At 69.9% G+C, this 26,292-nt stretch carries 28 protein-coding genes; 15 read left to right on the top strand and 13 right to left on the bottom strand.

What is annotated here, in order from left to right; all coding sequences use genetic code 11:
- Positions 1 to 87: 87 nt before the first annotated feature.
- The 3 genes from AB0L60_RS10345 to AB0L60_RS10335 all read left to right on the top strand — a co-directional run bounded on the left by AB0L60_RS10345 (position 88) and on the right by AB0L60_RS10335 (position 3,381).
- Complete coding sequence (locus AB0L60_RS10345; protein ID WP_364610360.1) at positions 88 to 1,305, top strand: hypothetical protein; 1,218 nt, start codon at positions 88 to 90, stop codon at positions 1,303 to 1,305.
- 170 nt (positions 1,306 to 1,475) lie between these two features.
- Positions 1,476 to 2,825 (top strand): M20/M25/M40 family metallo-hydrolase, encoded by a 1,350-nt coding sequence (locus AB0L60_RS10340; RefSeq protein WP_364610357.1) that lies wholly within the window; start codon positions 1,476 to 1,478, stop codon positions 2,823 to 2,825.
- A gap of 19 nt (positions 2,826 to 2,844) precedes the next feature.
- A complete protein-coding gene (locus tag AB0L60_RS10335; RefSeq protein ID WP_364610354.1) occupies positions 2,845 to 3,381 on the top strand; it encodes a YbhB/YbcL family Raf kinase inhibitor-like protein in 537 nt (178 codons plus the stop codon).
- 219 nt (positions 3,382 to 3,600) lie between these two features.
- On the opposite strand, the gene AB0L60_RS10330 is transcribed toward AB0L60_RS10335, so the two are convergent.
- A complete protein-coding gene (locus tag AB0L60_RS10330) occupies positions 3,601 to 4,152 on the bottom strand; it encodes a TetR/AcrR family transcriptional regulator (protein WP_364610351.1) in 552 nt (183 codons plus the stop codon).
- 133 nt (positions 4,153 to 4,285) lie between these two features.
- On the opposite strand from AB0L60_RS10330, the gene AB0L60_RS10325 reads away from it, so the two are divergent.
- The gene (locus AB0L60_RS10325) at positions 4,286 to 5,593 is read left to right on the top strand and encodes a hypothetical protein (RefSeq protein ID WP_364610348.1); all 1,308 of its coding nucleotides are present in this window, start codon (positions 4,286 to 4,288) and stop codon (positions 5,591 to 5,593) included.
- A gap of 101 nt (positions 5,594 to 5,694) precedes the next feature.
- Here the strand turns inward: AB0L60_RS10325 and AB0L60_RS10320 are convergent, their stop codons facing one another.
- The 3 genes from AB0L60_RS10320 to AB0L60_RS10310 form a co-directional block, all read right to left on the bottom strand.
- On the bottom strand, positions 5,695 to 7,524 hold the full coding sequence (locus AB0L60_RS10320; RefSeq protein WP_364610345.1) for a long-chain fatty acid--CoA ligase: 1,830 nt from the start codon (positions 7,522 to 7,524) through the stop codon (positions 5,695 to 5,697).
- Between the two features lie 187 nt (positions 7,525 to 7,711).
- Positions 7,712 to 8,380: a GTP cyclohydrolase II RibA gene (gene ribA, locus AB0L60_RS10315; RefSeq protein WP_364610342.1), complete on the bottom strand. Its 669-nt coding sequence runs from the start codon at positions 8,378 to 8,380 to the stop codon at positions 7,712 to 7,714.
- A gap of 77 nt (positions 8,381 to 8,457) precedes the next feature.
- Positions 8,458 to 8,643, bottom strand: a complete 186-nt coding sequence (locus AB0L60_RS10310; protein ID WP_364610339.1) for a hypothetical protein — start codon at positions 8,641 to 8,643, stop codon at positions 8,458 to 8,460.
- 125 nt (positions 8,644 to 8,768) lie between these two features.
- On the opposite strand from AB0L60_RS10310, the gene AB0L60_RS10305 reads away from it, so the two are divergent.
- On the top strand, positions 8,769 to 9,182 hold the full coding sequence (locus AB0L60_RS10305; RefSeq protein ID WP_364610336.1) for a hypothetical protein: 414 nt from the start codon (positions 8,769 to 8,771) through the stop codon (positions 9,180 to 9,182).
- 94 nt (positions 9,183 to 9,276) lie between these two features.
- Here AB0L60_RS10305 and AB0L60_RS10300 read toward each other — a convergent pair whose 3' ends face one another.
- Genes AB0L60_RS10300 through AB0L60_RS10290 form a run of 3 tightly spaced genes read right to left on the bottom strand, consistent with a single transcriptional unit; the run spans position 9,277 to position 11,666 of the window.
- A complete protein-coding gene (locus AB0L60_RS10300; protein WP_364610879.1) occupies positions 9,277 to 10,356 on the bottom strand; it encodes a quinone-dependent dihydroorotate dehydrogenase in 1,080 nt (359 codons plus the stop codon).
- An 18-nt stretch (positions 10,357 to 10,374) separates the two neighbouring features.
- Complete coding sequence (locus AB0L60_RS10295) at positions 10,375 to 10,641, bottom strand: DUF5703 family protein (RefSeq protein ID WP_040857817.1); 267 nt, start codon at positions 10,639 to 10,641, stop codon at positions 10,375 to 10,377.
- The gene (locus AB0L60_RS10290; RefSeq protein WP_364610332.1) at positions 10,641 to 11,666 is read right to left on the bottom strand and encodes a hypothetical protein; all 1,026 of its coding nucleotides are present in this window, start codon (positions 11,664 to 11,666) and stop codon (positions 10,641 to 10,643) included. The genes AB0L60_RS10295 and AB0L60_RS10290 overlap by 1 nt, the downstream gene beginning before the upstream one ends.
- Positions 11,667 to 11,861: 195 nt before the next feature.
- Here AB0L60_RS10290 and AB0L60_RS10285 point away from each other — a divergent pair, with 195 nt between their 5' ends.
- The 4 genes from AB0L60_RS10285 to AB0L60_RS10270 all read left to right on the top strand — a co-directional run bounded on the left by AB0L60_RS10285 (position 11,862) and on the right by AB0L60_RS10270 (position 15,330).
- The gene (locus AB0L60_RS10285; RefSeq protein ID WP_364610329.1) at positions 11,862 to 12,239 is read left to right on the top strand and encodes a hypothetical protein; all 378 of its coding nucleotides are present in this window, start codon (positions 11,862 to 11,864) and stop codon (positions 12,237 to 12,239) included.
- 105 nt (positions 12,240 to 12,344) lie between these two features.
- Entirely contained in the window at positions 12,345 to 12,881 is a 537-nt protein-coding gene (locus AB0L60_RS10280; RefSeq protein WP_364610326.1) for a hypothetical protein, read from the top strand.
- On the top strand, positions 12,881 to 14,983 hold the full coding sequence (locus tag AB0L60_RS10275; protein ID WP_364610323.1) for an MMPL family transporter: 2,103 nt from the start codon (positions 12,881 to 12,883) through the stop codon (positions 14,981 to 14,983). The genes AB0L60_RS10280 and AB0L60_RS10275 overlap by 1 nt, the downstream gene beginning before the upstream one ends.
- Positions 14,980 to 15,330, top strand: a complete 351-nt coding sequence (locus tag AB0L60_RS10270) for a YrdB family protein (protein ID WP_364610320.1) — start codon at positions 14,980 to 14,982, stop codon at positions 15,328 to 15,330. The genes AB0L60_RS10275 and AB0L60_RS10270 overlap by 4 nt, the downstream gene beginning before the upstream one ends.
- A 61-nt stretch (positions 15,331 to 15,391) precedes the next feature.
- On the opposite strand, the gene AB0L60_RS10265 is transcribed toward AB0L60_RS10270, so the two are convergent.
- From AB0L60_RS10265 to AB0L60_RS10250, 4 genes are all read right to left on the bottom strand, one after another.
- Positions 15,392 to 16,234: a heme ABC transporter ATP-binding protein gene (locus tag AB0L60_RS10265; RefSeq protein ID WP_364610317.1), complete on the bottom strand. Its 843-nt coding sequence runs from the start codon at positions 16,232 to 16,234 to the stop codon at positions 15,392 to 15,394.
- A complete protein-coding gene (locus tag AB0L60_RS10260) occupies positions 16,231 to 17,328 on the bottom strand; it encodes an iron ABC transporter permease (protein WP_364610876.1) in 1,098 nt (365 codons plus the stop codon). The genes AB0L60_RS10265 and AB0L60_RS10260 overlap by 4 nt, the downstream gene beginning before the upstream one ends.
- Positions 17,329 to 17,576: 248 nt before the next feature.
- The gene (locus tag AB0L60_RS10255) at positions 17,577 to 18,614 is read right to left on the bottom strand and encodes an ABC transporter substrate-binding protein (RefSeq protein ID WP_364610314.1); all 1,038 of its coding nucleotides are present in this window, start codon (positions 18,612 to 18,614) and stop codon (positions 17,577 to 17,579) included.
- Positions 18,615 to 18,634: 20 nt separating this feature from the next.
- A complete protein-coding gene (locus AB0L60_RS10250; protein WP_354832450.1) occupies positions 18,635 to 19,594 on the bottom strand; it encodes an aldo/keto reductase in 960 nt (319 codons plus the stop codon).
- A gap of 127 nt (positions 19,595 to 19,721) precedes the next feature.
- Between AB0L60_RS10250 and AB0L60_RS10245 the strand changes: the two genes are divergently transcribed.
- The 6 genes from AB0L60_RS10245 to AB0L60_RS10220 all read left to right on the top strand — a co-directional run bounded on the left by AB0L60_RS10245 (position 19,722) and on the right by AB0L60_RS10220 (position 25,435).
- Positions 19,722 to 20,819 carry an undecaprenyl-diphosphate phosphatase gene (locus tag AB0L60_RS10245; RefSeq protein WP_364610310.1) on the top strand — a complete coding sequence of 366 codons (1,098 nt, stop codon included), beginning with the start codon at positions 19,722 to 19,724 and terminating at the stop codon, positions 20,817 to 20,819.
- A 16-nt stretch (positions 20,820 to 20,835) separates the two neighbouring features.
- Complete coding sequence (locus tag AB0L60_RS10240) at positions 20,836 to 21,570, top strand: histidine phosphatase family protein (protein WP_364610307.1); 735 nt, start codon at positions 20,836 to 20,838, stop codon at positions 21,568 to 21,570.
- A 26-nt stretch (positions 21,571 to 21,596) separates the two neighbouring features.
- On the top strand, positions 21,597 to 22,181 hold the full coding sequence (locus AB0L60_RS10235; protein WP_364610304.1) for a DUF3090 domain-containing protein: 585 nt from the start codon (positions 21,597 to 21,599) through the stop codon (positions 22,179 to 22,181).
- A 4-nt stretch (positions 22,182 to 22,185) separates the two neighbouring features.
- On the top strand, positions 22,186 to 22,962 hold the full coding sequence (locus AB0L60_RS10230; protein WP_364610301.1) for an SCO1664 family protein: 777 nt from the start codon (positions 22,186 to 22,188) through the stop codon (positions 22,960 to 22,962).
- Between the two features lie 158 nt (positions 22,963 to 23,120).
- Positions 23,121 to 24,359 (top strand): cysteine--1-D-myo-inosityl 2-amino-2-deoxy-alpha-D-glucopyranoside ligase, encoded by a 1,239-nt coding sequence (gene mshC / locus AB0L60_RS10225; protein WP_364610298.1) that lies wholly within the window; start codon positions 23,121 to 23,123, stop codon positions 24,357 to 24,359.
- 194 nt (positions 24,360 to 24,553) lie between these two features.
- Positions 24,554 to 25,435, top strand: a complete 882-nt coding sequence (locus AB0L60_RS10220) for a GNAT family N-acetyltransferase (protein WP_364610295.1) — start codon at positions 24,554 to 24,556, stop codon at positions 25,433 to 25,435.
- Positions 25,436 to 25,445: 10 nt separating this feature from the next.
- On the opposite strand, the gene AB0L60_RS10215 is transcribed toward AB0L60_RS10220, so the two are convergent.
- A complete protein-coding gene (locus tag AB0L60_RS10215) occupies positions 25,446 to 25,919 on the bottom strand; it encodes an SRPBCC family protein (protein WP_364610292.1) in 474 nt (157 codons plus the stop codon).
- Positions 25,916 to 26,251, bottom strand: a complete 336-nt coding sequence (locus tag AB0L60_RS10210) for a metalloregulator ArsR/SmtB family transcription factor (protein ID WP_364610289.1) — start codon at positions 26,249 to 26,251, stop codon at positions 25,916 to 25,918. Before AB0L60_RS10210 ends, AB0L60_RS10215 begins: the two co-directional genes overlap by 4 nt.
- Between the last annotated feature and the right edge of the window lie 41 nt (positions 26,252 to 26,292).

The raw sequence follows: 26,292 nt of genomic DNA, 5'->3' as shown, positions 1-26,292 counted from the left end.
CAGCTCGGGTCACCCGGGGAACGGGGAAAGTATGTCCGCCACAGTCGAATTCGCGGGTTGCCACGCGTACACGGTGCGGCCGGGCTTATGACCGAACTGGTGACGCGAGCCCAGCTCGTCCTGCTGGCCCGGACCCTGCACGTGCCGGTGGAACGGCTCGCCCACCTCGAACGGCTCGGCCCGCATCGCCTGCACGAGCTGCAACAACGCATGGCGGGCAACCTCTTCGACCAGCACGCGCCGGTGTTCGAGCGCATCGCCAAGCTGGTCCCCGTCATCCCGCTGAGCATCTCGCTGCCGATCGTGCAGCGACTGGTGCCGCCCACCATGACCGGGCGCGCGGCCGGCGCGATCGGAGTGAAGTATCCGGCCAAGGCGATCGAGGCGCTGCTGCGGCTGGATGTCGGATACGCCGCGGACTGTGCGCCGTATCTGGATCCGCGCACGGTCGGCCAGCTCGCCGACGACGCGCCGCCCGCGCCGGTGGTCGCGATCGTGAACGAGCTGCTGGCCCGGCGCGACTACATCACCGCGGGGCCGTTCCTGGCCTATGCGACACCGGAATTGATCCAGGCGGTCGAGGAGGGGGTGCCCGATGACGAGGGCCTCATCCGCTCGGCCGCCTACGCGTATTCGGGAGAATCGCTCAGTGCGGTGATGCGGCAGCTGCTCGCGGGCAGCGGTCAGCGGGTGCCGCGGCTGCTGGACACGGTCATCAATGGTTCCAAGGAGTTACGGCTCGCGGCGCTGTCGGTGTTCGCGCGCTGCGCCCCCGATGTGATCGCCGCGGTGGGCGACATCCTCTTCGAGGTGGCCCCGCCTTCGGCGGTGGCGGATCTGATCGCCACCTATATCGCCGCCGACGCCACCGACGACATGCTGCGCTTCTTCGGGCGGCTGAGCCCGAACGCCCTGACCAGGCTGGCCCTCAACCCGGTGCTGCCGGAGATCGCCGAGACCCTCGTCGACGCCGTCGACGGCAGCAGCGACCTGGCCGTGTGGCGCGGGGTTCTCGAACCCCTGGCGCGCACTCCCGCCGAAGTGCGCCGCCGGGCGGGCCTGCGCCTGGCCACCCTCGACGCCCCCACGCTGCTCATGCTGCCCGCGTTGGCCCAGGCCGCCCGGTTGTGGCCGCCGCTGCTGTGGGTGCTGTCCGCGACCGATGTCGAGGTCCAGGCCCGCGTGGGCGAGCTGTGGGCCACCGCCACCCGCCTGGACCTCGAGGTCCTCGAACGCCGCATCGCCGACCAGCACCTGGATGCGCTGCTGGCCACGCTGACCAACACGATCCGTTTCCTGCGCTGAGCGCGCCGCCCTCGCCGATCGGGTGCGCGCGGGGGTGCTTTCCCGCCGGGTACGGGAACCCTTGTGCCACGGATGATTCCAACTCCCGGTCGTCGTTCGACCTGCGGCGGGCCGGGTCGTGCGGGCGGCGGTGGGCGACGGGGTGCCGGGGAGGTGGTAGGAAAGGTGACGTGTCCGAAACCGCCGAAACCCGCACCCCTCGCGCCGTGTCGGAAGTGGTGGACCTGGTCAGCACGCTGATCCGGTTCGACACCTCCAATACCGGCGAACTGGAAACCACCAAGGGCGAGCGCGAATGCGCGCAGTGGGTGGCCGCACAGCTCGAGGAGGCCGGGTACACCACCGAATACGTCGAATCGGGTGCGCCGGGGCGCGGCAATGTGTTCGCGCGGCTGCAGGGCGCGGACTCCTCGCGCGGGGCCCTGATGATCCACGGGCACCTCGACGTGGTGCCCGCCGAGGCCGCCGACTGGAGTGTGCACCCGTTCTCCGGCGCGGTGCGCGACGGCTACGTGTGGGGCCGCGGGGCCATCGACATGAAGGACATGGTCGGCATGATGCTGGCGGTGGCCCGCCAGTTCAAGATCGAGGGCACGGTGCCGCCGCGCGACATCGTGTGGGCGTTCGTGGCCGACGAGGAGAACGGCGGGCGCTGGGGTTGCCAGTGGCTGGTCGAGCATCGGCCCGACCTGTTCGAGGGCGTCACCGAGGCGGTCGGCGAGGTCGGCGGATTCTCGCTGACCGTACCGCGGCCCGACGGCAGCGAGCGGCGGCTGTACCTGGTCGAGACCGCGGAGAAGGGCCTGGGCTGGATGCGGTTGCGCGCCAAGGCCCGTGCCGGGCACGGCTCGTTCCTGCACGAGGACAACGCCGTGACGATCCTGTCGCAGGCGGTGGCGCGGCTGGGCACCCACACCTTCCCGCTGGTGGTCTCCGATTCGGTCGCGGAGTTCCTGGCCGCCGTCGCCGAGGAGTCCGGGCTCGAATTCGATCCCGGCTCACCGGATATCGAGGGTCAGCTGGCCAAACTGGGCACCATCTCCCGCATCATCGGCGCGACCCTGCGCGACACCGCCAACCCGACCATGCTGCGGGCGGGCTACAAGGCCAATGTGATTCCGCAGACCGCCGAGGCCGTCGTCGACTGCCGGGTGGTGCCGGGACGGCAGGCCGAATTCGAGCGAGAGGTGGACGCGCTCATCGGGCCGGATGTGGAACGGGAGTGGATCACCAAGCTCGACTCCTACGAGACCACCTTCGACGGGCACCTCGTGGACGCCATGAACGACGCCATCCTGGCCCACGATCCGAACGGGCGCACCGTACCCTACATGCTCTCCGGCGGCACCGACGCGAAAGCCTTCGCCAAGTTGGGGATTCGCTGCTTCGGCTTCGCGCCGTTGCGGCTGCCGCCCGAACTGGACTTCTCCGCCCTGTTCCACGGGGTCGACGAGCGGGTTCCGGTGGAATCGCTCGAATTCGGCGCCCGGGTACTGGAACACTTCCTGTTGCACAGCTGACGATTCGAAAGGACTGCTCGTGCCCGACTACTCCTACAATCCCTACGCGCCGCTGCCGCAGCTGCCCGAGTTCACCCTGACCTCCACCGATATCAGCGACGGCAAGCCCCTGCACCTGGATCAGGTCAGCGCGCTGGGCGGCGCGGGCGGACAGGACATCTCCCCGCAGCTGAGCTGGTCGGGCTTCCCGGCCGAGACCAAGAGTTTCGCCGTCACCATGTACGACCCGGACGCGCCGACCGCCTCGGGCTTCTGGCACTGGGTCCTCGCCAATGTCCCCGTCACCACCACCAGCCTCACCAGCGGGCAGGCCAGCAAGGGCGGCACCCTGCCCGCCGGCGCCATCCACCTGCGCAATGACGCGGGCCTGCACGAGTACACCGGCGCGTTCCCGCCCGCCGGGCACGGCGCGCACCGCTACTTCGTGGTCGTGCACGCCGTCGGCGTCGAGCGCCTCGAGGTCGACGAGAACGCCTCGCCCGCCTACCTGGGCTTCAACCTGTTCATGAACGCCGTCGGCCGCGCCACCATCATCGGCACGCACGAGCAAAAGTAGGCGTCCACGCCGAAATGACTGTGGCCCCGGGCGAATTCGCTCGGGGCCACGGTCATGTCCGGGCAACACGACCCGTGTCCCGACCGTTCAGACATCCGACAGCACCCGGACGGCGCTGGGATCCAACAAGACTGGGCCGGTCGCCCGACTCGGACACCCGAGGCTCGTCGTGGTGTGGCAGCGACTCGGCCGGCCGTGCCCACCGGCGGGTGCAGGTGGCTAGTCGGGGGTCGAGAGTTCAGCCAGGCCGCGCAGGCCCGCGGCGAGATCCTCGGGCGTGGGGGAGTGGTCGGGGTCGATGAGGTATTGGACCAGCAGGCCGCCGATGAGGGTTTGCAGGAGTGCGCCGATGGCGGGGTCGCCGGCACCGAGAGCTTCGGTGAGGCCGGCGCGGGCTTGTTGCTGTGCGGCACCGGTTTCCGCGCGCAGGGTGGGGGAGTGCAGGGCCTGGGCCGTGGATTCGATATTGGCGGTCCAGATCACCCGGTCGGTGGTGAACGAGTCGATCAGTTTGTGCCAGAAGGTGTTCAGGCGGGCGGCCGGGTCGCCGGCCCGATCGGCGGGCAGGGAGTCGAGGATCTGCTGCACGGCGGCGGCGGTGGCCTCGAGCATGGCCTGGTTCAGCAGCTTGTCGCGGGTGCCGAAGTGATAGTTGATGGCCGCGAGGTTGGCGCCGGAGGCGGCGACGATGTCGCGCACGGTGGTGCGGGCGTAGCCGCGGTCGGCCAGGCACTGCTTGGTAGCGGCGAGGAGATCTTCTCGTGTTCCCACGGCGGTAGAGCCTAGCACCGGGTGGAACGGTCGTTTGTAACACATGTTTCAAACATACGTTTTGTACGAGTGTATGAAACGTGTGTATGGTCGAGTTCGGCACGATCCATCACACGGAAGTACGAGCCCCGACATGACTCAGCAGAGACTGTTGTCCCCCTTCGAAACCAGTTACTTCGCCACCGACACCTGCCTCGGCAGCGTGCCGATCGGCGGGATGCCGCTGTTCATCGGCACCACCGTGCGCGGTGCGGTCGATCCCGCCGTGCTGCGGCGGGTGCTCGGCGAGCTCGCGGCCGGGCATGTGCTGCTGCGCAGCCGGACCGTCACCGTGGCCGGGGTGTCGCGGTTCGATGTGGACGAGGGCTATGCGCCGCCGTTGGAGGTGCGCGACGGAGAGGTCGACGAGTACTGGGACCTGGTCAACACCCGCCCGGACTGGAGTGCGGGGTTGTTCCGGGCGGTGCTGCTGCGCGGGCCCGTGGACAGTCGCATCGTGCTGGTCATCCATCACGGGATCAGCGATGGGCGTTCGGCTTTCGCGCTGCTGGACGAGATGTGGCAGCGCTACAGCGCACACGTCGCGGGAACGGCACTACCGCCCGAGGAGACGGATCGGGACCTGCTCGACGGGGTCGATCGACTGCTGGCGCGGGTCACCACCGTCGCCGAGGTCGACGGATTCCTCGCGCAGGTAATGGAGATGGCGGCGACCGCCGGGCCCGAGGGCGCGCCGCGAACCTTGCCGCACGACGGCGACGGGTCGGGCGATCCCGGCGGGCGATTGGCGTTGCGCCGCATCGAATTGTCGCCCCGGCACACCCGCGAGCTGGTGGAGGTGGCGCGCACACAAGGGATCTCGGTCAACAGCTTGCTGGCCGGTGCCGCCCTGGCGGCGGTGCGCGCCGAGCTCGCCGAGGACGGGCCGCTGCCGTTGATGTGCGGGCATGCCGCAGATCTGCGGCCGGAACTGTCGCCACGACTGCCGGTCTCGACGATGCTCAATTGCGCCTCGGGGGCGGGGACTCCGGCGCTGGTGGATCGGGATGCCGATCCGCGGGCACTGGGCGCGGTGGTCGACGCGACCATGCGGCAGATGCTGGACACACGGTTCCCGGCGCTGTTCATGCGGGCCGCGCAGCGGGCGCTGGCGCCGGAGGTGGCGGCGATGCTGTCGGGTGCGCCGGCGATCGCACTGTCGAATATGGGCCGGCTGCCCGCGCATCCGATGCCGGCGGACCTGGAGTTCGTGCGGGACGAGGTGTTCGCGATGGCGGCCGGCATGCCGCCGAAGATGACGATCTTCACTGTCGGAGATCGGCTGACGATTCAGGTGGAATACGACACCGCCGAGCACACTCACCGCCAGATGGGGCGGATCGCCGAGTCGATGAGCGATCTGCTGGCCCGGGTGACCCGGACGGCCACGGCGCGCGGGTGACACCACCGGCGATGCGGCGCCCGTAGCAGCGGACGCGAAAACGGCTGTGGGCCTGGACGACTCGTCCAGGCCCACCTCTGTTCCGGTGGCGTGCCCCCGGATCAGCTCATATTGATCACGCCGTCCGGCGGCGGGGTCAGATACAGCGCGGCGATCTCGGTGGCGTACTTGGCCGCGATCGGGTTGCGCTTGAGCTTGAGGGTCGGGGTGAGTTCGTCACCGCCGGGCTCCCAGCCCAGATCCAGAATGGTGAAGCGCTTGATCTGCTCCACCCGCGAGAGCTTGGCATTGGCCTCGGCGACCGCGGCCTTGATCTCGGCGACGATCTCCGGGTGCGCGGCCAGGGTCTTCAACTCGGCGTCGGGAGTGCCCAGGGCCTTGGCCCGCACCACCGCGGTGTCGGGGTCGAGCACGATGAGCGCGGAGATGAACGGCTTGGCGTCACCGATCGCCACCACCTGGCCGACCAGCGAGGACACCGCCTTGACAGTGTTCTCGATATTGGTGGGAGACAGGTTCTTTCCCGCCTCGTTGATGATGAGTTCCTTCTTGCGGTCCACGATGCTGACGTAGCCGTCGCCGTCGATGGTGGCGACGTCACCGGTGTGCAGCCAGCCGTCGCCGTCGATGGCCTCGGCGGTCTTGTCGGGCATCTTGCGGTAGCCGTGGGTGACGATGCCGCCGCGGACGAGCAGCTCCCCGTCCTCGCCCAGGCGAATCTCCAGCCCGCGCAACGGAACACCGACGGTGCCCGGCTTCGGCTTGGCCAGCGGGGTGTAGGTGCCGACGCCGGAGGTTTCCGACATGCCCCACACCTCGGTCACCGTGAAGCCCAGGCCCAGCAGGTATTCCAGGGTCTCCGGCGGGATCGCGGCCGCACCGGAGGCGGCGACGCGCAACTCGTCGAAGCCGAGGGCGTGACGCAGCTTCGACAGCACCAGCGCATCGGCCAGCTTGTGCTGCACATCCAGCAGCGGGCCGCGGCCGCCGCCGGCCAGATCCGCGCGGGCGGCCTGCGCGCCGACCCCGAGCGCCCAGGTGGCGAGGGCCTTCTTCACCGGGCTGGACTCGGTGGCGAGCTTGGCGTCGATCCCGGCCTTGATCTTCTGCCACACGCGCGGCACGCCGAAGAACGCGGTCGGGCGAGCGTCGGGCAGGGCGGCGGCGATCTCGCGCGGGTCGGGCACGCAGGTCATCTGCACGCCGGTGAACAGGTTGGCGCAGTGGCCCGAAATGCGGTCGGCCACATGGGCGGCCGGCAGGTAGGACACCGAGCGGTCGTCGAGGCCGACGGTCAGCGGGCCCTCGACCAGGCCCACGATCTGGGCCACCACATTGGCGTGGGTGAGCTCCACGCCCTTGGAGGGACCGGTGGTGCCCGAGGTGTAGATCAGCGTCGCGACATCGTCGGGCTGCACCGCCCGCCAGGCGGCATCGAAGTCGAAGTCCGCCTTCGGCGCGGCCTCCACCTCGGCCAGGGTCAGTGTGCCCGCCGCCGAACCCTCCACCAGCACAATGTGTTCCAGCTCGACGCCCGCCCCGCGCACCACGTCCAGGAACGCGGGCTCGGTGATCACGACCTTGTTCTCGGCATTGGTGAACAGGTGCGCGATCTGCTCGGCGGAGCTGGTGTTGTAGATCGAGAACGGCGTCGCCCCAACGTGCAACGCCGCCGTGTCGACCAGATTGAATTCCGGCCGGTTGGTCAGCATGATCCCCACGGTGTCCCCGCGCCCCACCCCCAATCCGGCCAGCCCCGCCGCGATGGCGCGCACCCGTTCCCCGTACTCGCGCCAGGTGATCTGCTGTGTCCCCCCGACGGTCCGCAACGCCACCTGCCCCGGCCGCAGCGTCAATGTCTGCTGGAACGCCTGCGGAATCGTGTGAACGGTTTTCCCAGATGCGTGCGCATACCCGATGTCAGTCGTCATAACCCTTTTCCCGATTGCCTCTCGCTTCACCCGCCACACGCGCACCCACCTGCGCGAACTCCGACGTCCGAGAGAACGACCAACCCGATCACGCGATGGCCACGCGCCGTCTGTGGCGCGGCTCACTCATCGTAACCAGATCATCACAGTTGTGTCGTGGGCTACACGGCCACGCCGGTGGCCGAATTTACCGATCCTGGTGGCGGGCGGCGGAATCGACGGTGCGACCCCAGGGTCCGGCCACCGGGTCACGCCCGATGCCGGCATGCCGCCCCGGATACGCGCTGCGCCGTTTGGCTTTCGCCGCCATGTACAGCGCCGCCTGCGGACTGCGCGGCTCGGTCTCGAGCGGCACCGCCGTCACGATCAGTCCCGCATCGCGCACCGCGGCAACCTTGTCCGGGTTGTTGGTCATCAGGCGCACCGACCGCAGGCCCAGTGCGGCCAGCGCGTATGCGGCATGGTCGTAGGTGCGTGAGTCGTCGGGGTGGCCCAGGCGGCGATAGGCATCGAAGGTATCGGCCCCGGTCTCCTCGCCGAGATGCAATCCCATCGCCTTGACCTCGAGGCCCGCACCGCGGCCCTCCTGCTCGAGATAGATGAGCACACCCTGCCCGCCCTCGCCCTGGATGAGGTCCATGGCCAGCTCGAGCTCGGGCCCGCAGTCACAGTCCTGGGAGCCGAGCACATCGCCGTAGAGACACCGGGAATGGATGCGTACCAGGCAGTCATCCGCCGGCTCACCGAAGATCAGCATGTGCCCGACACCGGTTTCGTCGTGCACTTCCTTCACCCGCACCCGCAACTCACGCCCCTTCCGGAGCAACGAATGTGCGGTTGCCTGAAGCTCTTTCACGCCTGCTCCACCTGCCGCCCTGCCTCTGGCAATTATGGCCGAGCGGTCGATTTCAGGACATGAGTTGCGCGAAGAGCTCAGAACCCGGACAGGCGATTCCGCATCAGGCGGGCCCGGGCACGCAGCAGCCGGGTGCGTTGGGGAGCCCAGCAGCCCACCGCCAGTCCGGCGATGGCCGCCGCGGCCGCCACCACGTGGGTCGACAACAGCGAAAGGGGTTGGCACAGCTGGCATTCGGGCGGGAGCAGGAGACCCGATGACATTGCGACCGACCAGCATTCGATGAGGGAGCAAACAGCCCGGCGCGGGACATCGACCGCGACCGAGCGCACCACAGCGCGAACGGGCAGCGATCCTGCCGCTCGCGTGCACGACCGAGGGAGGGCCCATGATCGACATCACCACCACCGCCATGACCAGCACCATCAGCCCCGAGTATGCGATCCGCGAGCACCGGGGCGGCGAAGCGGTCTGGCGTCTGAGCTGGCTTCCGACCCACCGGCTCACCCACGAACAGGCCCGCGCCGGAATGGAATTGGACGAAATCCTGTCCGACCCGGCCGTCGTCTACGACGAAGCCGCCCACCTGTGGGCAGCCGACCTGGCCACCCGAGTCGGCATCGGCGTCGAAAGCGCGGTACTCCTGCTCGCGCAACGCCTGGCCGAACGGATGTACCGGCAAGACACTCCCCGAGAGACCGACGAGGAGGACGAACGACCCGAATCGATCCTCGCAGGATGGGCGGCCACCGCCCACCGTCCCTCGACGACAGGCGCCCGCTCCCGCCACCTGTGGGCCTGAGCGACCTGACCCGCACGACGATTCGCCGGATCCGATCGGTCCCTATGACGCGTGGGACCGTCGCCCATGCGAGGTCAGTGGCCGGGATCGGTTGTCAGGCGCGGGTTTTGTGTTCGGCGCCGACCGCGTCGGCCAGGGTGGTGTAGCCGTGGGCGCGGAGTTTGGCGGCGAGGCCGCGGTGGATGTGCTTGACCCACAATGGGCCGCCGTAGATGAAGCCGGTGTAGCCCTGGAGGAGGGAGGCGCCGGCGAGGATGCGTTCCCAGGCCTGGTCGGCGGTTTCGATGCCGCCGACGGAGATGAGGGCGAGTTCGCCGCCTACTCGGGCGTAGAGGCGGCGCAGCACTTCGAGGGAGCGGTCGGCGACGGGGGCGCCCGAGAGGCCGCCCGCGCCGATCGGTTCCACGTCGGCGGCGGGGGTGCGCAGGCCGTCGCGGCGGATGGTGGTGTTGGTGGCGACGATGCCGGCCAGGCCGAGTTCGACGGCGAGGTCGGCGACGGCGTCGATGTCCTCGTCGGAGAGGTCGGGGGCGATCTTGACCAGGACGGGGACCGAGACGGTGTCGAGGACCGCCTGCAGGATCGGGCGCAGCGAGGTGACCGCCTGCAGGTCGCGCAGGCCGGGGGTGTTGGGGGAGCTGACGTTGACGACCATGAAGTCGGCCAGCGGGCCCAGCAGTCCAGCGGAGATGGCGTAATCGCCTGCGGCGTCTTCGGGTTCGACAATCTTGGTCTTGCCGATGTTGGCGCCGATGGGGACGCCGCCGGGCAGGCGATGGGCCAGGTGTTCGGCGGCGGCCGCCGCGCCGAGGTTGTTGAAGCCCATGCGGTTGATGAGCGCCCGGTCCGCGGGCAGGCGGAACAACCGGGGGGCCGGGTTGCCGGGTTGGGCCTGGGCGGTGACGGTCCCGATCTCGGCGTAGCCGAAACCGAGCGGGCCCCACGCGTCGACGCCGTCGGCGTTCTTGTCGAAGCCGGCGGCCAGACCCAGGGGCGCGGGGAAGTCCACGCCGAACACGCGGGTGCGCAGGATCGGATCGTCGGCCACCAGCAGCCTGGCGGTCAGCGCGCGGCCCGGGGCGAAGCGGGTCGCGAGCCGCATCGCGGCGAAGGCCAGGTGGTGGATGCGTTCCGGCGGCAGCAGGAACATCACCTTCAGCAACAGGCTGTACAGGCGCTCGTACATGGGGGGTTACATCACCGCCTCGGGTGTCGGGGATAGCAGGGGGGTCGTCTTGCGGCGGCGCAGTAACACCCGACGGCTGCCGTCGGTGTATGCCCGCACCCGCGACAACTCCCAGCCACCGTATTCGGCGTGGATGGACAGTCGCATGGAGGCGGTGACCCTGCTGATGCCGGGCGGCAGCCGCAGGGGCACGTATTCCCATTCGTCGCTGGATTCCTCCCAGCCCTCCGGCAATGTGCGCGATTGGTGCGCCGATCGTGAGGCCCGAGCCATCACTGCCCTCTCTTCCGCTGGTCCGCGCCGATCCGCTGCAGACCGTCACCGGTCGCGGATCCCACGAACATGTCACCGGTGCGGCCGTCGATGGTCACCGCATTGGGCTGGCGCACCGTCGGGTAGCGCCCCACCTCTACCGGTATACCCGTCGACAGGTCGTAGCCGACGACTTCATTACTGCCTGTCAGCGTCACCCACACGGTCTCGGACCGCTGATCGTAGGCGAGTGCGTAGGGCGAAGAGCCTACCGGGAAACGCTGGTGCAGGACCAAGGGATCGGCGGTGTAGACCAGCAGTTCCTGCCCGGCGGTGTCGGTGACGATGCGGCGGCCGAAGTGGTCGCCGATCATGTTCGACGCCCCGTCGCCCGCGCGCAGCGACAGCCCGAGCCTGCTGGTGCCGTCGAGCTGGACGATGGCGGTCTGGCGGCGATCGAGCACGACCACCGCGCCGTCGCCGGCCTCGACGGCATCGGCGGAGGACAGACCCGAAATGGTATGGCGCACAGTGCCGTCCGCGTCCAGCAGCAGCACCTTGCCGTTGGCCAGGCCCGCCACCAGCGAGCCGTCGGGGCGCAGCGCCACCGCGTGCACGTCGCCGTCGATCGCGATCTCGGTGACCTTGGCCGAGGCGGCGTCGACGCGAAGGATCCTGCCGGGCACCGCGACGAGGATCTCGCCGGGCCTGCCGAGGGCGAGCGAGGCGGCCTTGCCGGGCAGCGGGACATCGGTGGTCCGGTGGTTGCCGGGGGTGGCGGTGTCGGTGAGCCGCAGCACGGGCTTGTCGCCGGCGGTGGTCGCGGCGGCCAGGGTTCCGGTGGCCGGTTCGGAGACCAGCAGCGAGATCGGGGTGCTGGGGGTCACCTCCCCGGCGGGGGCCGCGGTGGCCGCGGGCGCGGCGGCGGGGGTGGCCGGGTCGCGAGTGGCGTTGTCGGCGTTGTTCTCCTGGGAGGAACAGCCCGCCAGCAGGGTCACCACGGTCACACCCGCGAGGGCTGAACCGATCCAGCCGCGACGGCGCATGCAGCGAACTCCTTACTGACCGAACTGACCGACGAAATCATGCGTGCTCTCTTATCTGACCATGATCCGTCACCACACCCGACAAGCGGGGGTCTTCGCGGCGGCGTGCCGCCGCCTCCCGGGCCGATTTGCATGATGTGACATGGGCTTTCGGTGGCGCTGTCGGCCGGTGCGGCTACCGTGGAAGGCAAAAGCGTGCTGTATCAGGGAGATCTGTTGGTAGCCGACCACACTCCGGGCTTCACCGTCGAAGACGTGACGGTGGGTCGTTACGCGCACGGGTTCGGGGTCACCGCGGACGGGCGGTCCTTCGCCTTCCGCACCCACCGCGCGACCCTCACCCTCGAGATCTACCGGCTCGGGCTGGCCACCGCCGTGCCCGGCCCCGAGGACGTCGAAGCGGTGGCGCTGGCACCGGTGACCGATATCGATCTCGACGACGAGCGCAGCGTGGTGGCGCTGGTGCGTGATCTGATTCCGCAGGCCACGCCGGTGCCGGCCGCGCAGCTGCGGGAGGCCATCACGGTGCGGGCGCTGCTGGGCCGGCTCAGCGCGGTCATCGACGGCATGTGAGCCGCTCGCACGGAACCGGGTGTCTGTGACACAGGAATCACCCCCGGGCGCGGCGCGTGACAAACTAACGGCACACAACCGCAGTTCGAGCTGACGAGGATGTTGATGCGACTTCGACGACCGGCCGCCGCCGCGCTCCTGTTGACCGTGCTCGGCGCGTCGATCGCCGCGTGCGGCGGGGGCGACGACGAGTCCAAGGTGGCCCAGGCACGGTCCTCGGCGTACGCGGCACTGAGTTCGTCCTCGGCGGCCGCGGCCGCGCAGAGCAGCGCCAACAAGCCGGCGATCCCGACCGCGCGGGAGCTGGACGCGCAGATCAAGAGCGCGCTGGATCCGAATCTGCCCGACAGTGACCGCACCGCGCTGATCGAGGACGGGGAGGCGTTCAAGGACGCGATCCCGGACATGTACAAGGCGCTGGCCGATCATCCGCGCGCGGTGTACGGGGTCAAGGATCCGGTGTTCGACAATCACGACGGCACCCTGACCGCGACGCTGAGCCTGGACAAGGACGGCACCGGCACCGATGTGCGCACCACGGTGGTGCATTTCGTGTACAAGGACGGGCGCTGGAAGATCTCGCGCACCGACCTGTGCGGCATTCTGCGTTCGGCCGACTACAAGACCGCGGCCTGCGGCTGATGCTCGAGGCCGGATCCCTGTGGTGGGGGCGGCTGATCCACCGTTTCCGGTTCGTGGTGTTCGCCGTGTTCGGCCTGGTGGTGCTGGTATCGGGGTGCTACGGGCGGGACCTGGGTGATCACCTCACCCAGGAGGGCTGGTTCGACGAATCCAGTCAGTCGGTGGCGGCGTCGAAGCTGGCCGATGCCACCTTCGGGCGCGACACCGACGCGGATCTGATCGCGATCTACACCGCCCCGCCCGGGCTGACCGTCGACGACGAGCCGGTGCGTTCGGCGGTGGCGGCGGAGTTGACCCGGCTGCGCACTGAGCATCCCGATCGGATCCTGAAGATCGACTCGTACTGGGACGGCGCGCTGATGGGGCAGTTCGCCGACGCCTCGCGCGCGCACGCCTTCGCCAGCATCGGGCTGCGCGGGGCCGGCGGCACCGACACGGTGAACAACTATCTGGCCATCAAGAGCGAATTCCACGCGGGCGCAACCGGTTCCGGGCCCGGCGGGACAACCGTGCAGCTGGCCGGATTGCAGCCGGTGGTGGAGGGCATCAACACCGGCATGCAGGACGACATCCGCCGGGCGGAGCTGATCGCGCTGCCGCTGGTGGCGATCCTGCTGTATTTCGTGTTCGGCGGGGTGGTGGGGGCGCTGCTGCCGGTGCTGATCGGCGGCATGACGATCCTGGGCAGTCAGGGCATCATGCGGCTGCTGACGAATCATCTGCAGGTCAACGTGTTCGCCTCGGCGGTGGTCACGCTCGTGAGCCTGGGGCTGGCGATCGACTACGGGCTGTTCGCGGTGACCCGGTTCCGGGAGGAGCTGGCGGCGGGCCGCAGTGTCGAGGAGGCGACCGCGCGGACGGTGGCGACGGCCGGGCGGACGGTGTTGTTCTCGGCGGCGATCATCGCGGTGAGCCTGGGCGCGTTGTTCATCTACCCCAACGGTGTGCTGCGGTCGGTGCCGCTGGGCGGTATCTCCTCGGTGCTGCTGGCGGCGGTGCTGTCGGTGACGGCGCTGCCGGCGGTGTTGTCGATCGTGGGGCGGCGCATCGATCTGTGGGGATGGCACGGACTGGCCAGTGTCCGCACCGCCGAGCAGATCGATGCCGGATTCTTCTCGCGGCTGGCGCTTTTCGCGATGCGCAAGCCGTGGCTGGTGATCGTGCCGGTGGTGCTGATGCTGCTGGTGCTGATCCTGCCGTTCCGCAGTATCGAATTCGGGGGGCTGAGCGAGCGGTATCTGGCGTCGGACAATCCGGCGCGGGTGGCGCAGCAGGACTTCGACCGCATGTTCCCGCAGTTCCGCACCGAGCCGTTGAAACTGGTGGTGGTGGGCGCGAATCCGCAGCAGCTCTCGGATATCCGCTACGCCGCCAATCAGATCGTGGGCCCGGAGATGACGGGGCCGTTCGATCCGGCCGCGCCGACCAAGGATCAGGTGACGGTGCTGGCCAGCGGGCTGCGCGACAAACGCGACGCCGACAGCGTGATCGCGGCGCTGCGCTCGATCCCGCAACCGGACGGGGTGCAGGTGATGGTCGCGGGTGTGCCCGCGCTGGAACGGGATTCGATCCAGGGTCTGATCAGGGGGCTGCCGCTGCTGGCGGCGATCCTGGTCGTGGCGGCGATCGCGTTGATGTACGCGGCGTTCCGGTCGCTGGTGCTGGCGATCAAGGCGGTGGTGATGAGCGCGCTCAGCCTCGGCGCCACCCTGGGCGTGCTGACCTGGATCTTCGTGCAGGGCCACGGCGCGAGCCTGTTCGATTTCACGCCGGGCCCGCTCATGTTCGCGGTGCTGGTGCTGATCGTGACGGTGCTGTTCGGCCTGTCGACCGACTACGAGGTGTTCCTGCAGTCGCGGATGGCCGAGGCGCGCGCGGCGGGAGCCGATGCGCCCGAGGCGATCCGCTACGGCATCGCCCACACCGGCGGTGTGATCACCTCGGCCGCGGCGATTCTGATCGTGGTGACCGGGGCGTTCGGGTTCTCGGATCTGGTGCTGATGAAATACATTGCCTACGGCATGATCGCGGCACTGGTGTTGGACGCCACTGTGATCCGCATGTTGTTGACTCCCGCGGTATTGAAGTTGGTCTGGCGATGAGCGTGCTCAAAGGCGCGAACCTGTTGGTGATGTTCCTGCTGGAACTGTTGGTGCTGGGTGCGGCCGCCTGGTGGGGGTTCACCGTGTCGGCCCCGATCGTGGTGCGGGTGCTGCTGGGGCTGGCGGCCCCGGCGGTGTTCATCGTGGTGTGGGCGCTGTTCGGTGCGGCCCAGGATCCCCGGTTCCCGCAAACCGGTTGGCGGCGTGTCGTTTTGGAGGTGGCGTGGTTCGGCGCGGCGTCGGTACTGCTGGGCCTGGCCTGGACTCCGGTGGCGGGTGCGGTGATGTTCGCGGTGTGGCTGGTCAACGGAGCGCTGCGGCTGCTGTGGGGTCAGCAGCAGCTCTGATCAGCGCTGCCGCCGTGCGGGCCGGGGCGAATGCGCTTGGCCCGCACGGGTTTCGGCGGGTTCAGCCGCGGACGGGCAGCACCAGTTGGGCGCCGGTCACCGGGTGGTCGAAGACGTCGACCGGGTGCTGGTAGACGCGGGAGAGCAGTTCGGGGGTGAGGATCTGGCGGGGCGGGCCGTCGGCGGCGATGCGCCCGGCTTCCAGGACGGCGACCCGGTCGGCGTAGGCGGCGGCGACACCGAGGTCGTGCAGCACGACCACGACGGCCGCGCCCGCGGCGGCCCGCTCGCGCGCCAGATGCAGCACCTGCTCCTGGTGGCCGAGATCGAGTGCGGCGGTGGGCTCGTCGAGCAACAGGGTCGCGGTGTCCTGGGCCAGTACCCGGGCCAGGGCGACGCGGGCGCGTTCACCGCCGGACAGGGCCGGGAAGGGGCGCTCGGCGAAGCGTTCGACGTCGGTGGCGGCCATGGCAGCGGCGATCGCCTCGTCGTCGTGGTCCTGGCGGCCGGTGCGTGCCCACGGGGAGCGTCCCATGGCCACCACTTCGCGTGCGCGGAACGGGAATCCGACGGTGTGCGATTGCGGCAGCACCGCGCGGCGGCGCGCCATGTCCAGGTGGGTCCAGTGGGTCAGGGCGTGCCCGTCGAGTTCGACGCTGCCGCCGGAGAGTTCGAGTTCCCCGGCGAGGGCGGCCAGCAGTGTGGACTTCCCGGCGCCGTTGGGTCCGACCAGCGCCACGATCTGCCCGGCGATCACCGGGAAGTCGATGCCCTCGAGGACCGTGCGGTCGCCGCGCTTGGCACTGACGTTGCGGGCGCGCAAGGTGACCGTGCCCGGTTCGGGTGTCTCCGGCAGTGCGGGGGAACGTCCGAAAATCGTTGCCAGCTCGCGCAGTCCGCTCATGCCCAGCCTCCCGATCGTGCGCGGGTGCGGCGCAGCAGCCAGAAGAAGAACGGCCCGCCGACCAGCGAGGTGATCATGCCCAGCGGCAGGTCCGCGTTGTGGACCAGGGCGCGGGCGCCGATGTCGGCGGCGACGAGCACCGCCGCGCCGAGGATCGCCGACAGCGGAATCAGCACCCGGTGTCCGGGCCCGACGAGCATGCGCACCAGGTGCGGCACGATCAATCCGACGAACAGGATGATGCCGGTGAAGGCGACGCCGGCGGTGGCGAGCACCGCGACGACGACGATGATGTTGCGCCGCAACCGTTCCACGTCGACCCCGAGGTGGCGGGCCGCGGATTCACCGAGGGCGAGCAGGTCCAGGCGCGGGGCCATCCAGATCGCGGCCGCGATGCCCAGCAGGGTCAGCGGCCACACCACGTTGACCGCCTGCCAGCTGGCACCGTTGAGACTGCCCATCTGCCAGAACACCAGTTGATCGCGGGCCGCCGGGGATGCCTTGAACAGCAGGAACGAGATGACGCCGCCGGCGAAGGCGTTGATGGCGACGCCGGTGAGGATCAAGGTCACCACCTCGGTGCGCCCGCCCGAGCGCGAGAGCAGATACACCAGCAGGGTGGTGCCCAGCCCGGCGACGAACGCGCCCGCCGCCACCGACCAGGCCGCGGTGAACGCGCCGCCGACCACGATGACCGCACCCGCCCCGACGGCCGCGCCCGCGGACACGCCGATGACGCCGGGTTCGGCGAGCGGGTTGGCGAACACGCCCTGCAGCAATGCGCCCGCGGTGGCCAGGGCGGCGCCCACGAGCACCGCGAGCACGACGCGCGGGAACCGTACCTCCCACAACGTCACGTAGCCGGCGGGATGGTGGGGCAGCGGCCCCCAGTCGAGCCCGATGCGGTGGAACACGCTGCCCGCGACCTCGGCGGGGCTGGTCGGCACCTGCCCGATGGCCGCGGAGATCAGGGCCAGCACCACCAGCCCGGCCAGGGCCGCGGCGAAGATCAGCGTGGTGCGCGGGCGGCTGCGCCGACCGGCCGGAGCCGGGTCCACACTCGCCGGCAAACGGTGTGCGGCAACCGATTCCATCTCCGATTCGGCGACCTCTACTGCCCCGCGACCGGTGGCCGGGCTGCCGGACTCCGCGGCGGCAGCCGGGTTCGCCCGCTCGGCCATCGCCCGATCGGCCTCGTCGCGCTCGCCCGGGGGCGAGGTCGTCTCGCGTGCGCTGGGCCGATTCGCCGCATGGTCGGCGGCCGGGTCGGTCCCGTCGCCGTCCGGTGTGGCGGCAGCGCCGGGCGGGCCGGCCGAATCGGGTTGCGGGGTTCGCGGGTCGGTCATGCGTTGCTCATGCCGTAGACGGCCTTGACGAGGGCGGCCAGGACGCGGCCGGTGTCGGGGCCGAAGGACAGCAGGACGGCGTCGGACATGTCGACGACGCGGCGGTCACGTCCGGCGGGGGTCTGGGCGACACCGGGGATCTTCTCGAGGCCGTCGACGCCGCCGACGGAGGCCAGGCCGTCGCTCATGAGCAGGAAGACGTCCGGGGCGGCGGCGATCATGGCTTCGCTGGTGATGGGCAGGAAGTCCTGGGTGATGCCGGAGGCGGTGCCGGCGTCGATGCCGCCGAGGGCGGTGATGAGCGAGTCGGCGCCCGAGCCGGGTCCGGCGATCATGGTGATGGCGGTGCTGCGCAGGTACAGGAACGCGATCTTGGGCTTCGAATCCTGGTGCGGCACCGAGGCGGTGGCCGCGGAGATCTCGTCGCGGGTGCGCTGGGCCAGGGCCTTGCCGGCGTCGGGGACGCCGAGGGCGGCGGCGACGGCCTGGATCTGGGGGACGACGCCGTTCATGGTGCGTTGCGGGTCGAAGTAGACCACGGTGATGCCCAGCGCCTTGAGCTGCTCGCGCAGGGCGGGGGTGACGGCGGTGGTGTCGGTGAGGAATACCGTGGGCCGCAGTGCCGCAACCGATTCCACGCTCAGGGTGCCCGCGCCGCTGGAGACGGTGGGCAGGTCCTCGACGGCGGGGAACGCCGCAGAGTTGGAGCGGCCGACCAGTTTTGACCGGAGGCCGAGCGCGACGACCGTCTGGGCGAGGGTGCCGTAGCGGTCGGCGGCGATGATGCGGCTGGTGTCGGTGACGGTGACGTCGCTGCCGTCGAAGGACTTCACGGTCGCGGGCAGCACCGGGGTGGGTTCGGGTCCGATCGCCACCGGGTTCAGGTCGCCGACGCTGGCGGTCACCGGGCCGTGGGTGCCGCTGCTGCCGGAGGTGCCGCTGCTGCAGGCGGTGACGCCCGCGACCAGGCCGATGCCGAGCAGCATGATCAGCAGCGTGCGTGCGGTCGAGCGGGCATTCACGAGACACCTCATGCAGGTAAGGTTAGCCTTGCTCATTCTGTGCGTGCGCTCACGTCTCCCAGCGCCGCGGTGATGGCCCGCGGCAGCTCGAGGGTTTCGGCGGCCAGAATCCCGGTGAGCTGCCCGATATCCCGCGCCCCGACCAGCATCGTCGCCACCGCGGGCTGATCGCGGATCCAGGCCAGCGCCACCGCCAGCGGTGAGGTGCCCAGCCCGTCGGCGGCGGTGACCACCGCGTCCACCACCCGCACCGCGCGATCGTCGAGGTGGGCGGTGATCTCGGCGGCGGTGGCCTCGTCGGCGCCGCGCGAGTCGGCGGGCACGCCGTCACGGTATTTGCCGGTGAGGATGCCCCCGGCCAGTGGCGCGGTGGCGATCAGGCCGATGCCGTGATGCTGTGCGGCGGGCACGAATTCGTGCTCGACCCCGCGCGCGAGCAGCGAGTACTGGGTGGTCGCGGCGGTGATGGGCGCCGCGGCCGCCAACGTGGCCAGCTGCCAGCCGTCGTAGCCGCGCGCGCCCGCGTAGCGCACCCGCCCCGAGCGCACCGCCCACGACAGGGTGTCGGCGATCTCCTCGAGGGGGGTGTGCGGATCCCAGGCGGCGACCGTCCACAGGTCGAGGTGGTCGGTGCCGAGCTGGCGCAGGGTGTGGTCGAGCTGGCGCCGCATGGTGCGCCGGGAGGCGTCGACGGTCCAGCGCACGGCGGCGGGCGCTTCGGCGGCGGCGTCGCTGAGTATCGGTGTGTATCCGGCACTTCCGGACAGCACGAGATCCTCGCGCCCGATCTCGGAGAGCAGTTCGCCGAGAATGTGTTGCGCGGCGCCGTCCCCGTAGGCGGGGGAGGTGTCGACCAGGGTGCCGCCCGCTTCGACGAACGCCATCAGCTGGGCGGCCGCGTCCTCGGCGTCGGTTTCCCGGCCCCAGGTGTGGGTGGCCAGCCCGAGCCTCGAGACCCGCAGTCCGCTGCGGCCGACCGTCCGTTGTTCCATCACCGCGCTTGCACTTTCGTCACACGCGTCAGCCTAGGCCCACCTGTCGCATCTGCCGGGCTACGGCCCGCGGCGAGCGCGGCGGGTCGATGTCCGCACCGGGCAACGGGGCCCATTTCGCGGATGCATGTCCGAATTCGGACACTCGCCCGGTAGGGTCGCTGCGGTGTTGCGGCGCGGATGCGCCAGGGCGGTGGCGGTTCGGACGCGAGGTGGCGCCGAAATCCGCACCGGGAGCCGACGATTCGGGACTGGAGGGTGTGTGGGCGAGTCGATGACGTGGGTGCAGGCGCTGGTGCTGGGCCTGGTGCAGGGGCTGACGGAGTTTCTGCCGATCTCCTCCTCGGCGCATCTGCGGATCACCTCGGCGGTGTTCTTCGGTGACGATGCGGGCGCCTCGTTCACCGCGGTCACCCAGCTGGGCACCGAGGCGGCGGTGCTGGTCTACTTCGCCAAGGACATCTGGCGCATCCTGGTCGCCTGGTGCACCACGATGTGGTCGAAGATGGCCGCGCCGCAACGGGTTTCGGTCCCGGTGTCCGAGCGTGCGACCACCCGGCTGCCGGTGCTGACCGAGGACGGGCGCTTCTCCTTCGGCCCCGATCCCGACGTGCAGCGCGAGCTGGATTATCGGATCGGCTGGTATGTGATCATCGCCACCGTCCCGATCGGGGTGCTGGGTCTGCTGCTGAAGGACCAGATCCGTACCGGCGCACGGAATCTGTGGCTGGTGTCGATCATGCTGATCGTGTTCGCCCTGGTGATCGCGGCCGCGGAGTACTACTCGGGCAAGGCCTACGGTCGCCGGCGCCGCCCGATCGAGCTGCTGACCACCCGCGACGGCCTGATCATGGGGCTGGCGCAGTGCCTGGCCCTCATTCCCGGCGTGTCGCGTTCGGGCGCGACCTCGTCGGCGGGCCTGTTCTGCGGGCTGACCCGGGAGGCGTCGGTGCGGTTCTCGTTCCTGCTGGCGATCCCGGCGGTGCTGGCCTCGGGCCTGTTCAGTCTCCCCGACGCGTTCGAACCCGCTGGTGAGGGCCTCAATGCGTCGGGTCCGCAGCTGCTGGTGGCGACCATCGTGTCCTTCGCGGTGGGGTATGCGTCGGTGGCGTGGCTGCTGAAGTTCGTGGCGCGGCACTCGCTGGACTGGTTCGTCGGTTACCGCATCCTGCTGGGGTTGACGGTGATGGTGCTGCTGACGACCGGCGTCGTGTCGGCGACGTAGCCAGTAGGCTGTCCCGGTGACGGTGATCCTGTTGCGGCACGGCGTGTCCACGTCGAATACCGCTCGCACCCTGGCCGGCCGCAGTGCGGGCGTCGATCTGACCGACCGCGGACGCGAACAGGCGCAGAGCCTGATGGAGCGGCTGGGATCACTGCCCATCGAACACATCGTGTGCTCGCCGCTGCTGCGCTGCCAGCGCACCGTCGCCCCCCTGGCCGACAAGCTCGGACTCGAACCCGAACCCGACGAACGCCTGCTCGAGGTCGACTACGGCGACTGGACCGGCAAGGCGCTGGCGGACCTGATGAGCGAGCCGTTGTGGAAGGTGGTGCAGCGCCACGCCTCGGCGGCGACCTTCCCCTCCGGAGAGTCCTTGGCACAGGTGCAGTTTCGGGCCGTGTCCGCTGTCCGCGAACGGGATCGGCAGTTCGCGGCCCGGCATGGTAGCGATGTGTTGTGGATTGCGTGCACGCACGGCGACGTCATCAAATCGGTGCTGGCCGACGCGTTCGGCATTCACCTCGACGGGTTCCAGCGCATCGTGGTGGAACCCGCGTCGATCAGCGTCATCCGCTACACCCCGACCGCCCCGTACGTGTGGCGGGTCAACGACACCGGGACGGACCTGTCCGCGTTGGCGGCGATTTCACCGCGAACCGGCGGCGAATCGCACTCGGGGCCGGTTCCCGGCGGAGAAACGGGTACCACCATCAGTACGGATAATGGGGTAGCGGAACGCCCCGATTCATAAGTGTGAGTGAACCGAATGGAGGTGCAATGGGCCGAGCAATCCATATCTTCCGCACCCCCGATCGTTTCGTCGCCGGCACCGTCGGCGAGCCGGGCGACCGCGCGTTCTACCTGCAAGCCGTGCAGGACCCGCGGGTGATCAGCGTGCTGCTGGAGAAGCAGCAGGTGAAGGTGCTGGCCGATCGGATGGGTCTGCTGCTGGACGAGGTGCAACGACGCTTCGGCACCACCGTGCCGCCGCAGGCCGCCGATGTGGCCGACACCGCGCCGTTGATCACCCCGATCGATGCCGAATTCCGGGTCGGCACCATGGGTTTGGGCTGGGACGCCGACGCGGGCGCGGTGGTGGTGGAGCTGCTGGCGATCACCGAGACCGAGGTGGACGAATCGGTGGTGCTCGACGACACCGAGGAGGGTCCCGACGCGGTGCGGGTGTTCCTGACCCCGGTGCAGGCGCGCGAGTTCGCGCTGCGCTCGGCGCGCGTGATCGCCGCCGGACGCCCGCCGTGCCCGCTGTGCGGGGAACCGCTGTCGTCCAAGGGGCACATGTGCGTGCGCACCAACGGCTACAAACGCGGCGACATCTTCGGCGCCAATGAACTCGAGGAATGACGGCGTGAGCGAGGACGGGCTGCGCACCGCCGAGCTGACGGTGATCGGGCAGGTCACCACCGCCAGCAATGTCACGCTCGTCTGCGAGACCGATGGCGCGGGGCTGCGGGTGGTGTACAAGCCGGTATGCGGGGAGCGACCGCTGTGGGATTTCCCCGACGGCACGCTGGCCGGGCGGGAGGTGGCCTCCTATCTGGTGTCGGAGGCGATCGGCTGGGGCGTGATCCCCGAAACCGTGTTGCGGGAGGGTCCTTTCGGGCCGGGCATGGTGCAGCGCTGGATCGAGACCGCCGAGGATGCCCAGGGCCCGGATCTGGTGGATCTGTGCCCGGTGGATGCGGTACCCGAGGGGTATCGGGAGGTGTTGCGGGCGCTGGACCCGGGCGGGCATCCGGTGTCGCTGGTGCACGCCGATGATCCGCGGCTGCATCGGATGGCGGTGCTGGATGTGCTGCTCAACAATGCCGACCGCAAGGGCGGGCATGCCCTCGTCGGGCTCGACGGGCGGGTCTACGGTGTCGATCACGGCATCTGCCTGCACCGCGACCCGAAGTTGCGCACGGTGTTGTGGGGCTGGGCCGGTGAGCCGATCGGTGACGAATTGCTCACCGACATCACGGTTTTGGTCAAGGCACTGCCCGGTGAGCTGGGTGAGCGGCTGGCGGAGTTCCTCACCGACGCCGAGATCGAGGCGCTCGAGGCGCGCGGGCGGGCCCTGCTGGAGGAGCCGGTGATGCCGATGCCGGTGAGTCAGCGCCCGATTCCCTGGCCCGCGTTCTGACCCGGCCGACGGCGACCTTCGCCTCGTCGTGATTGCAACTCTTGACACATTCGCGCCCGCGACTAGGGTGCTGGTCGGCCAGGGCGGGTGGGTGTCGCGCGGCACACCGGTACGGGGGCGGCGGGGATGCGCCGCGATCACAGCGTTAACCTCGATTCATGCAGTCCTGGTCCGATATCGCTGTCCCGACCGTTCCCGGATCCGGACCGGCGTTGCGGTTGTTCGACACCGCCGACAAGCAGGTGCGCCCGGTGACCCCCGGCGCCACCGCGACGATGTACGTGTGCGGCATCACCCCCTATGACGCGACCCATCTCGGGCACGCGGCCACCTATCTGACCTTCGACCTGGTCAACCGGTTGTGGCGCGACGGCGGGCACGAGGTGCACTACGTGCAGAACACCACCGATGTCGACGATCCGCTGTTCGAGCGCGCGCAGCGCGACGGTATCGACTGGCGCGAGCTCGGCACCCGGGAGATCAACCTGTTCCGTGAGGACATGGCCGCGTTGCGGGTGATCCCGCCGCGCGACTACATCGGCGCGATCGAGTCGGTGCAGGAGGTGGTGGAGCTGGTCGACAAGCTGCTCGCCTCGGGTGCGGCGTATGTGGTCGACGATCCGGAGTACGCCGACATCTACTTCCGTCACGACGCGACCGAGCAGTTCGGGTACGAGTCCGGCTACGACCGGGCGACCATGGAGCGACTGTTCGCCGAGCGCGGCGGGGATCCGCAGCGGCCGGGCAAACGGGATCCGATCGATGCGCTGCTGTGGCGCGCGGAGCGGCCGGGTGAGCCGTCGTGGCCGGCGCCGTTCGGGGCGGGCCGTCCCGGCTGGCACATCGAATGTGCGGCGATCGCGCTCAACCGCATCGGCACCGAGTTCGATGTGCAGGGCGGCGGCAGCGACCTGATCTATCCGCACCACGAGTATTCGGCCGCGCACGCCGAGGCGCTGGTGAAGGGACGCCGTTTCGCCCGCCACTACGTGCATGCGGGCCTGATCGGGCTCGACGGCGAGAAGATGTCGAAGTCGCGCGGCAATCTGGTGTTCGTGTCGAAGCTGCGCCGCGCGGGCACCGACCCGGCCGCGATCCGGCTGGGGCTGTTCGCGGGCCACTATCGCGCCGACCGGGAGTGGTCGGATGCGGTACTGGCCGAGGCGCTTTCGCGCCTGGAGCGGTGGCGCGCGGCGGTGGCGCTGCAGTCGGGTCCCGAGGCCGGTGACACGGTGGCGCGGGTGCGGCGGCATCTGGCCGACGATCTGGACACGCCGAAGGCGATCGCGGCGATCGACGCGTGGGCGCAGCAGGCGCTGGCCTACGGCGGACCCGATACCGCGGCGCCGGGCCTGATCAAGGACACCGTCGACGCCCTGCTGGGTGTCGCGCTCTGAGCCGCACGAGGGCGTGAGTCGACGCGCGGGCCCGGATCCGGGCTCGCGCGTTCGTGTTTCGGCCGGTCGGTGGTCGGCAGGGTGTGCGGTGTCGCGGGGCCGGGCGGGCGGTTCGGGAGAAATGGGTCGACTGCTCGGCGCCGGGCCGCGCATGCTGTCGTGCGGGTGTCGTTGTCTGTGAGGAGGATGTGCCTGTGGTTGCCCCGGAGTCCGGTCGCGGCGAGTGGTCGCTGGCGGCGGCGCGTTTCGCGCGGGAGACCGATCGGCTGGTGGAGTGTGCGGCGTTCTATCGGGAGATCGTCGGACTGACACAACTTTTCGTGTTCGAGGATCATGCCGGCTACAGCGGGTTCGTGTTCGGGCTGCCGGACGCGTCGGCGCAGCTGGAGCTGGTGCGCCGCGAGGGCGCGCCGCCACCGGCACCGCCGGGTCCCGAGCATGCGGTGGTGCTGTATCTGCGGTCGGGATTCGCGCGGTTGCGGGCGCGGCTGGCCGATCATGGTGTGGCCGAGGTGATTCCGGACAATCCGTACTGGGTGGCGGCGGGGGCGTTCGCGGTGCTGGATCCGGAGGGGTGGATGCTGATCGTGGTGCCGGAGGCGGCGGGTGGGGTGCGGATCGAGGAGTTCCTCGGTGATCGCGCCGAGATCGCGTGGTCGTTCCGGATGGCCGAGGATTCCGAGCAGTCGCTGGCCGGGTATATCGGCCGGGGGCGGGTGTGGGTGGCGCGCAACGACTCCGGGGCGGTGGTCGGCCATGTCCAGGCCGCGCCGGGGGCCGGGGAATCGACCTGGGAGATCGTCAATACCGCTGTGGCGGAACCGGTGCGGGGCACCGGGGTGGGCCGGCGGCTGATCGATCGGGTGGTGGCGGTGGCCACCGACGCCGGGGTGCGCCGGCTGGAGGTGGCCACCGCCACCGCCGATGTGGGGAATCTGCGGTTCTATCAGCGGTGCGGGTTCCGGATGACGCGGGTGGTGCCCGATGTGTTCACCGCCGCGGCCGGGTATGCGGAGGAGATCGTGGTGGACGGGATCCGGTTGCGGGATCAGGTGTGGTTCACCCGCCTGCTGTGAGGGTGCCCGCTCAGGCGGCGACGACCTTGGCGTAGTTGTCGCGCAGTGCGGGCCAGCCACCCGGGGAGCCGACGGCGTCGCGCATGGATTCCCAGCCGGGGCCGTGATTTTCGAAGCCGGAGTGCACCAGGGTGACGGCGGTGTGGCCGGGGTCGAGGGCGGTGAAGGTGACATCGACGCGGCTGGTGCGGGCCGGGTCGGATTCGGGTTTCCAGCTCAGGTCGATGTCCCAGGAGAAGGCGAAGTGGGTGTCGGGTGACCACTCCAGCACCCGGCCCCACGGGCATTCGGTGCCGTCGGCTTCGCGGCCGTAGAGGCGGCCGCCGACGTGGGGTTCGACGACGACTTCGGCCAGCGGGCCGGAGCCGATGTGGTGGTCGCGCGGCCACCAGGTGTCCATGCCGGTGGTGAAGACGCGGTAGGCCTTGTCGATGGGTGCGTCGACGGTGACTTCGACGGTGACGGTGTCGGTGTGCTGGGTCATGGCTGCTCCTGGGTGTGGTCCTGCTGGGCTTGGCGGTTCACTTCGTCGCGAAAGGCCGACAGCGCGGTCGACCAGAAGTGGGTGAAGTACGCGCGCAGCGCGTCGATGCCGCTGGGGTCGAGCCGGTAGACGCGCCGGGTGCCGACGGCTTCGTCGCGGACCAGGCCGGCCTCTTTGAGCACCTTGAGGTGCTGGGAGACGGCGGGCCGGGACACGGGAAGCTCCTGGGCGAGTTCGCCGACCGCGCACGGGCCTCGGCCGAGGCGTTCGAAGATGGCTCGCCGGGTCGGGTCACCGAGGGCGTCGAGAGCGGCGCTTTGGTAAGTACCCACGAACCGTAAGTCTACGCTTACACATAGGCGGGTGGAAAGGG

Source organism: Nocardia sp. NPDC051981 (genome assembly GCF_040680715.1).
Lineage (GTDB): Bacteria > Actinomycetota > Actinomycetes > Mycobacteriales > Mycobacteriaceae > Nocardia.
Note: the sequence above shows the minus strand (reverse complement) of the source record. Positions and strands in the feature narration are given on the sequence as shown.

Excerpts from the sequence above, each read along its gene's own strand:
- AB0L60_RS10260 (WP_364610876.1), bottom strand. The coding sequence starts at position 17,328 with ATGGAATCGGTTGCCGCACACCGTTTGCCGGCGAGTGTGGACCCGGCT.
- AB0L60_RS10295 (WP_040857817.1), bottom strand. The coding sequence starts at position 10,641 with ATGGCTCGGGCCTCACGATCGGCGCACCAATCGCGCACATTGCCGGAG.
- mshC (WP_364610298.1), top strand. The coding sequence starts at position 23,121 with ATGCAGTCCTGGTCCGATATCGCTGTCCCGACCGTTCCCGGATCCGGA.
- AB0L60_RS10265 (WP_364610317.1), bottom strand. The coding sequence starts at position 16,234 with ATGAGCGGACTGCGCGAGCTGGCAACGATTTTCGGACGTTCCCCCGCA.
- AB0L60_RS10270 (WP_364610320.1), top strand. The coding sequence starts at position 14,980 with ATGAGCGTGCTCAAAGGCGCGAACCTGTTGGTGATGTTCCTGCTGGAA.
- AB0L60_RS10345 (WP_364610360.1), top strand. The coding sequence starts at position 88 with ATGACCGAACTGGTGACGCGAGCCCAGCTCGTCCTGCTGGCCCGGACC.
- AB0L60_RS10250 (WP_354832450.1), bottom strand. The coding sequence starts at position 19,594 with ATGGAACAACGGACGGTCGGCCGCAGCGGACTGCGGGTCTCGAGGCTC.
- AB0L60_RS10255 (WP_364610314.1), bottom strand. The coding sequence starts at position 18,614 with ATGAGGTGTCTCGTGAATGCCCGCTCGACCGCACGCACGCTGCTGATC.
- AB0L60_RS10245 (WP_364610310.1), top strand. The coding sequence starts at position 19,722 with ATGTCCGAATTCGGACACTCGCCCGGTAGGGTCGCTGCGGTGTTGCGG.
- AB0L60_RS10235 (WP_364610304.1), top strand. The coding sequence starts at position 21,597 with ATGGGCCGAGCAATCCATATCTTCCGCACCCCCGATCGTTTCGTCGCC.
- AB0L60_RS10275 (WP_364610323.1), top strand. The coding sequence starts at position 12,881 with ATGCTCGAGGCCGGATCCCTGTGGTGGGGGCGGCTGATCCACCGTTTC.
- AB0L60_RS10325 (WP_364610348.1), top strand. The coding sequence starts at position 4,286 with ATGACTCAGCAGAGACTGTTGTCCCCCTTCGAAACCAGTTACTTCGCC.
- AB0L60_RS10215 (WP_364610292.1), bottom strand. The coding sequence starts at position 25,919 with ATGACCCAGCACACCGACACCGTCACCGTCGAAGTCACCGTCGACGCA.
- AB0L60_RS10320 (WP_364610345.1), bottom strand. The coding sequence starts at position 7,524 with ATGACGACTGACATCGGGTATGCGCACGCATCTGGGAAAACCGTTCAC.
- AB0L60_RS10310 (WP_364610339.1), bottom strand. The coding sequence starts at position 8,643 with ATGTCATCGGGTCTCCTGCTCCCGCCCGAATGCCAGCTGTGCCAACCC.
- AB0L60_RS10305 (WP_364610336.1), top strand. The coding sequence starts at position 8,769 with ATGATCGACATCACCACCACCGCCATGACCAGCACCATCAGCCCCGAG.
- AB0L60_RS10280 (WP_364610326.1), top strand. The coding sequence starts at position 12,345 with ATGCGACTTCGACGACCGGCCGCCGCCGCGCTCCTGTTGACCGTGCTC.
- AB0L60_RS10290 (WP_364610332.1), bottom strand. The coding sequence starts at position 11,666 with ATGCGCCGTCGCGGCTGGATCGGTTCAGCCCTCGCGGGTGTGACCGTG.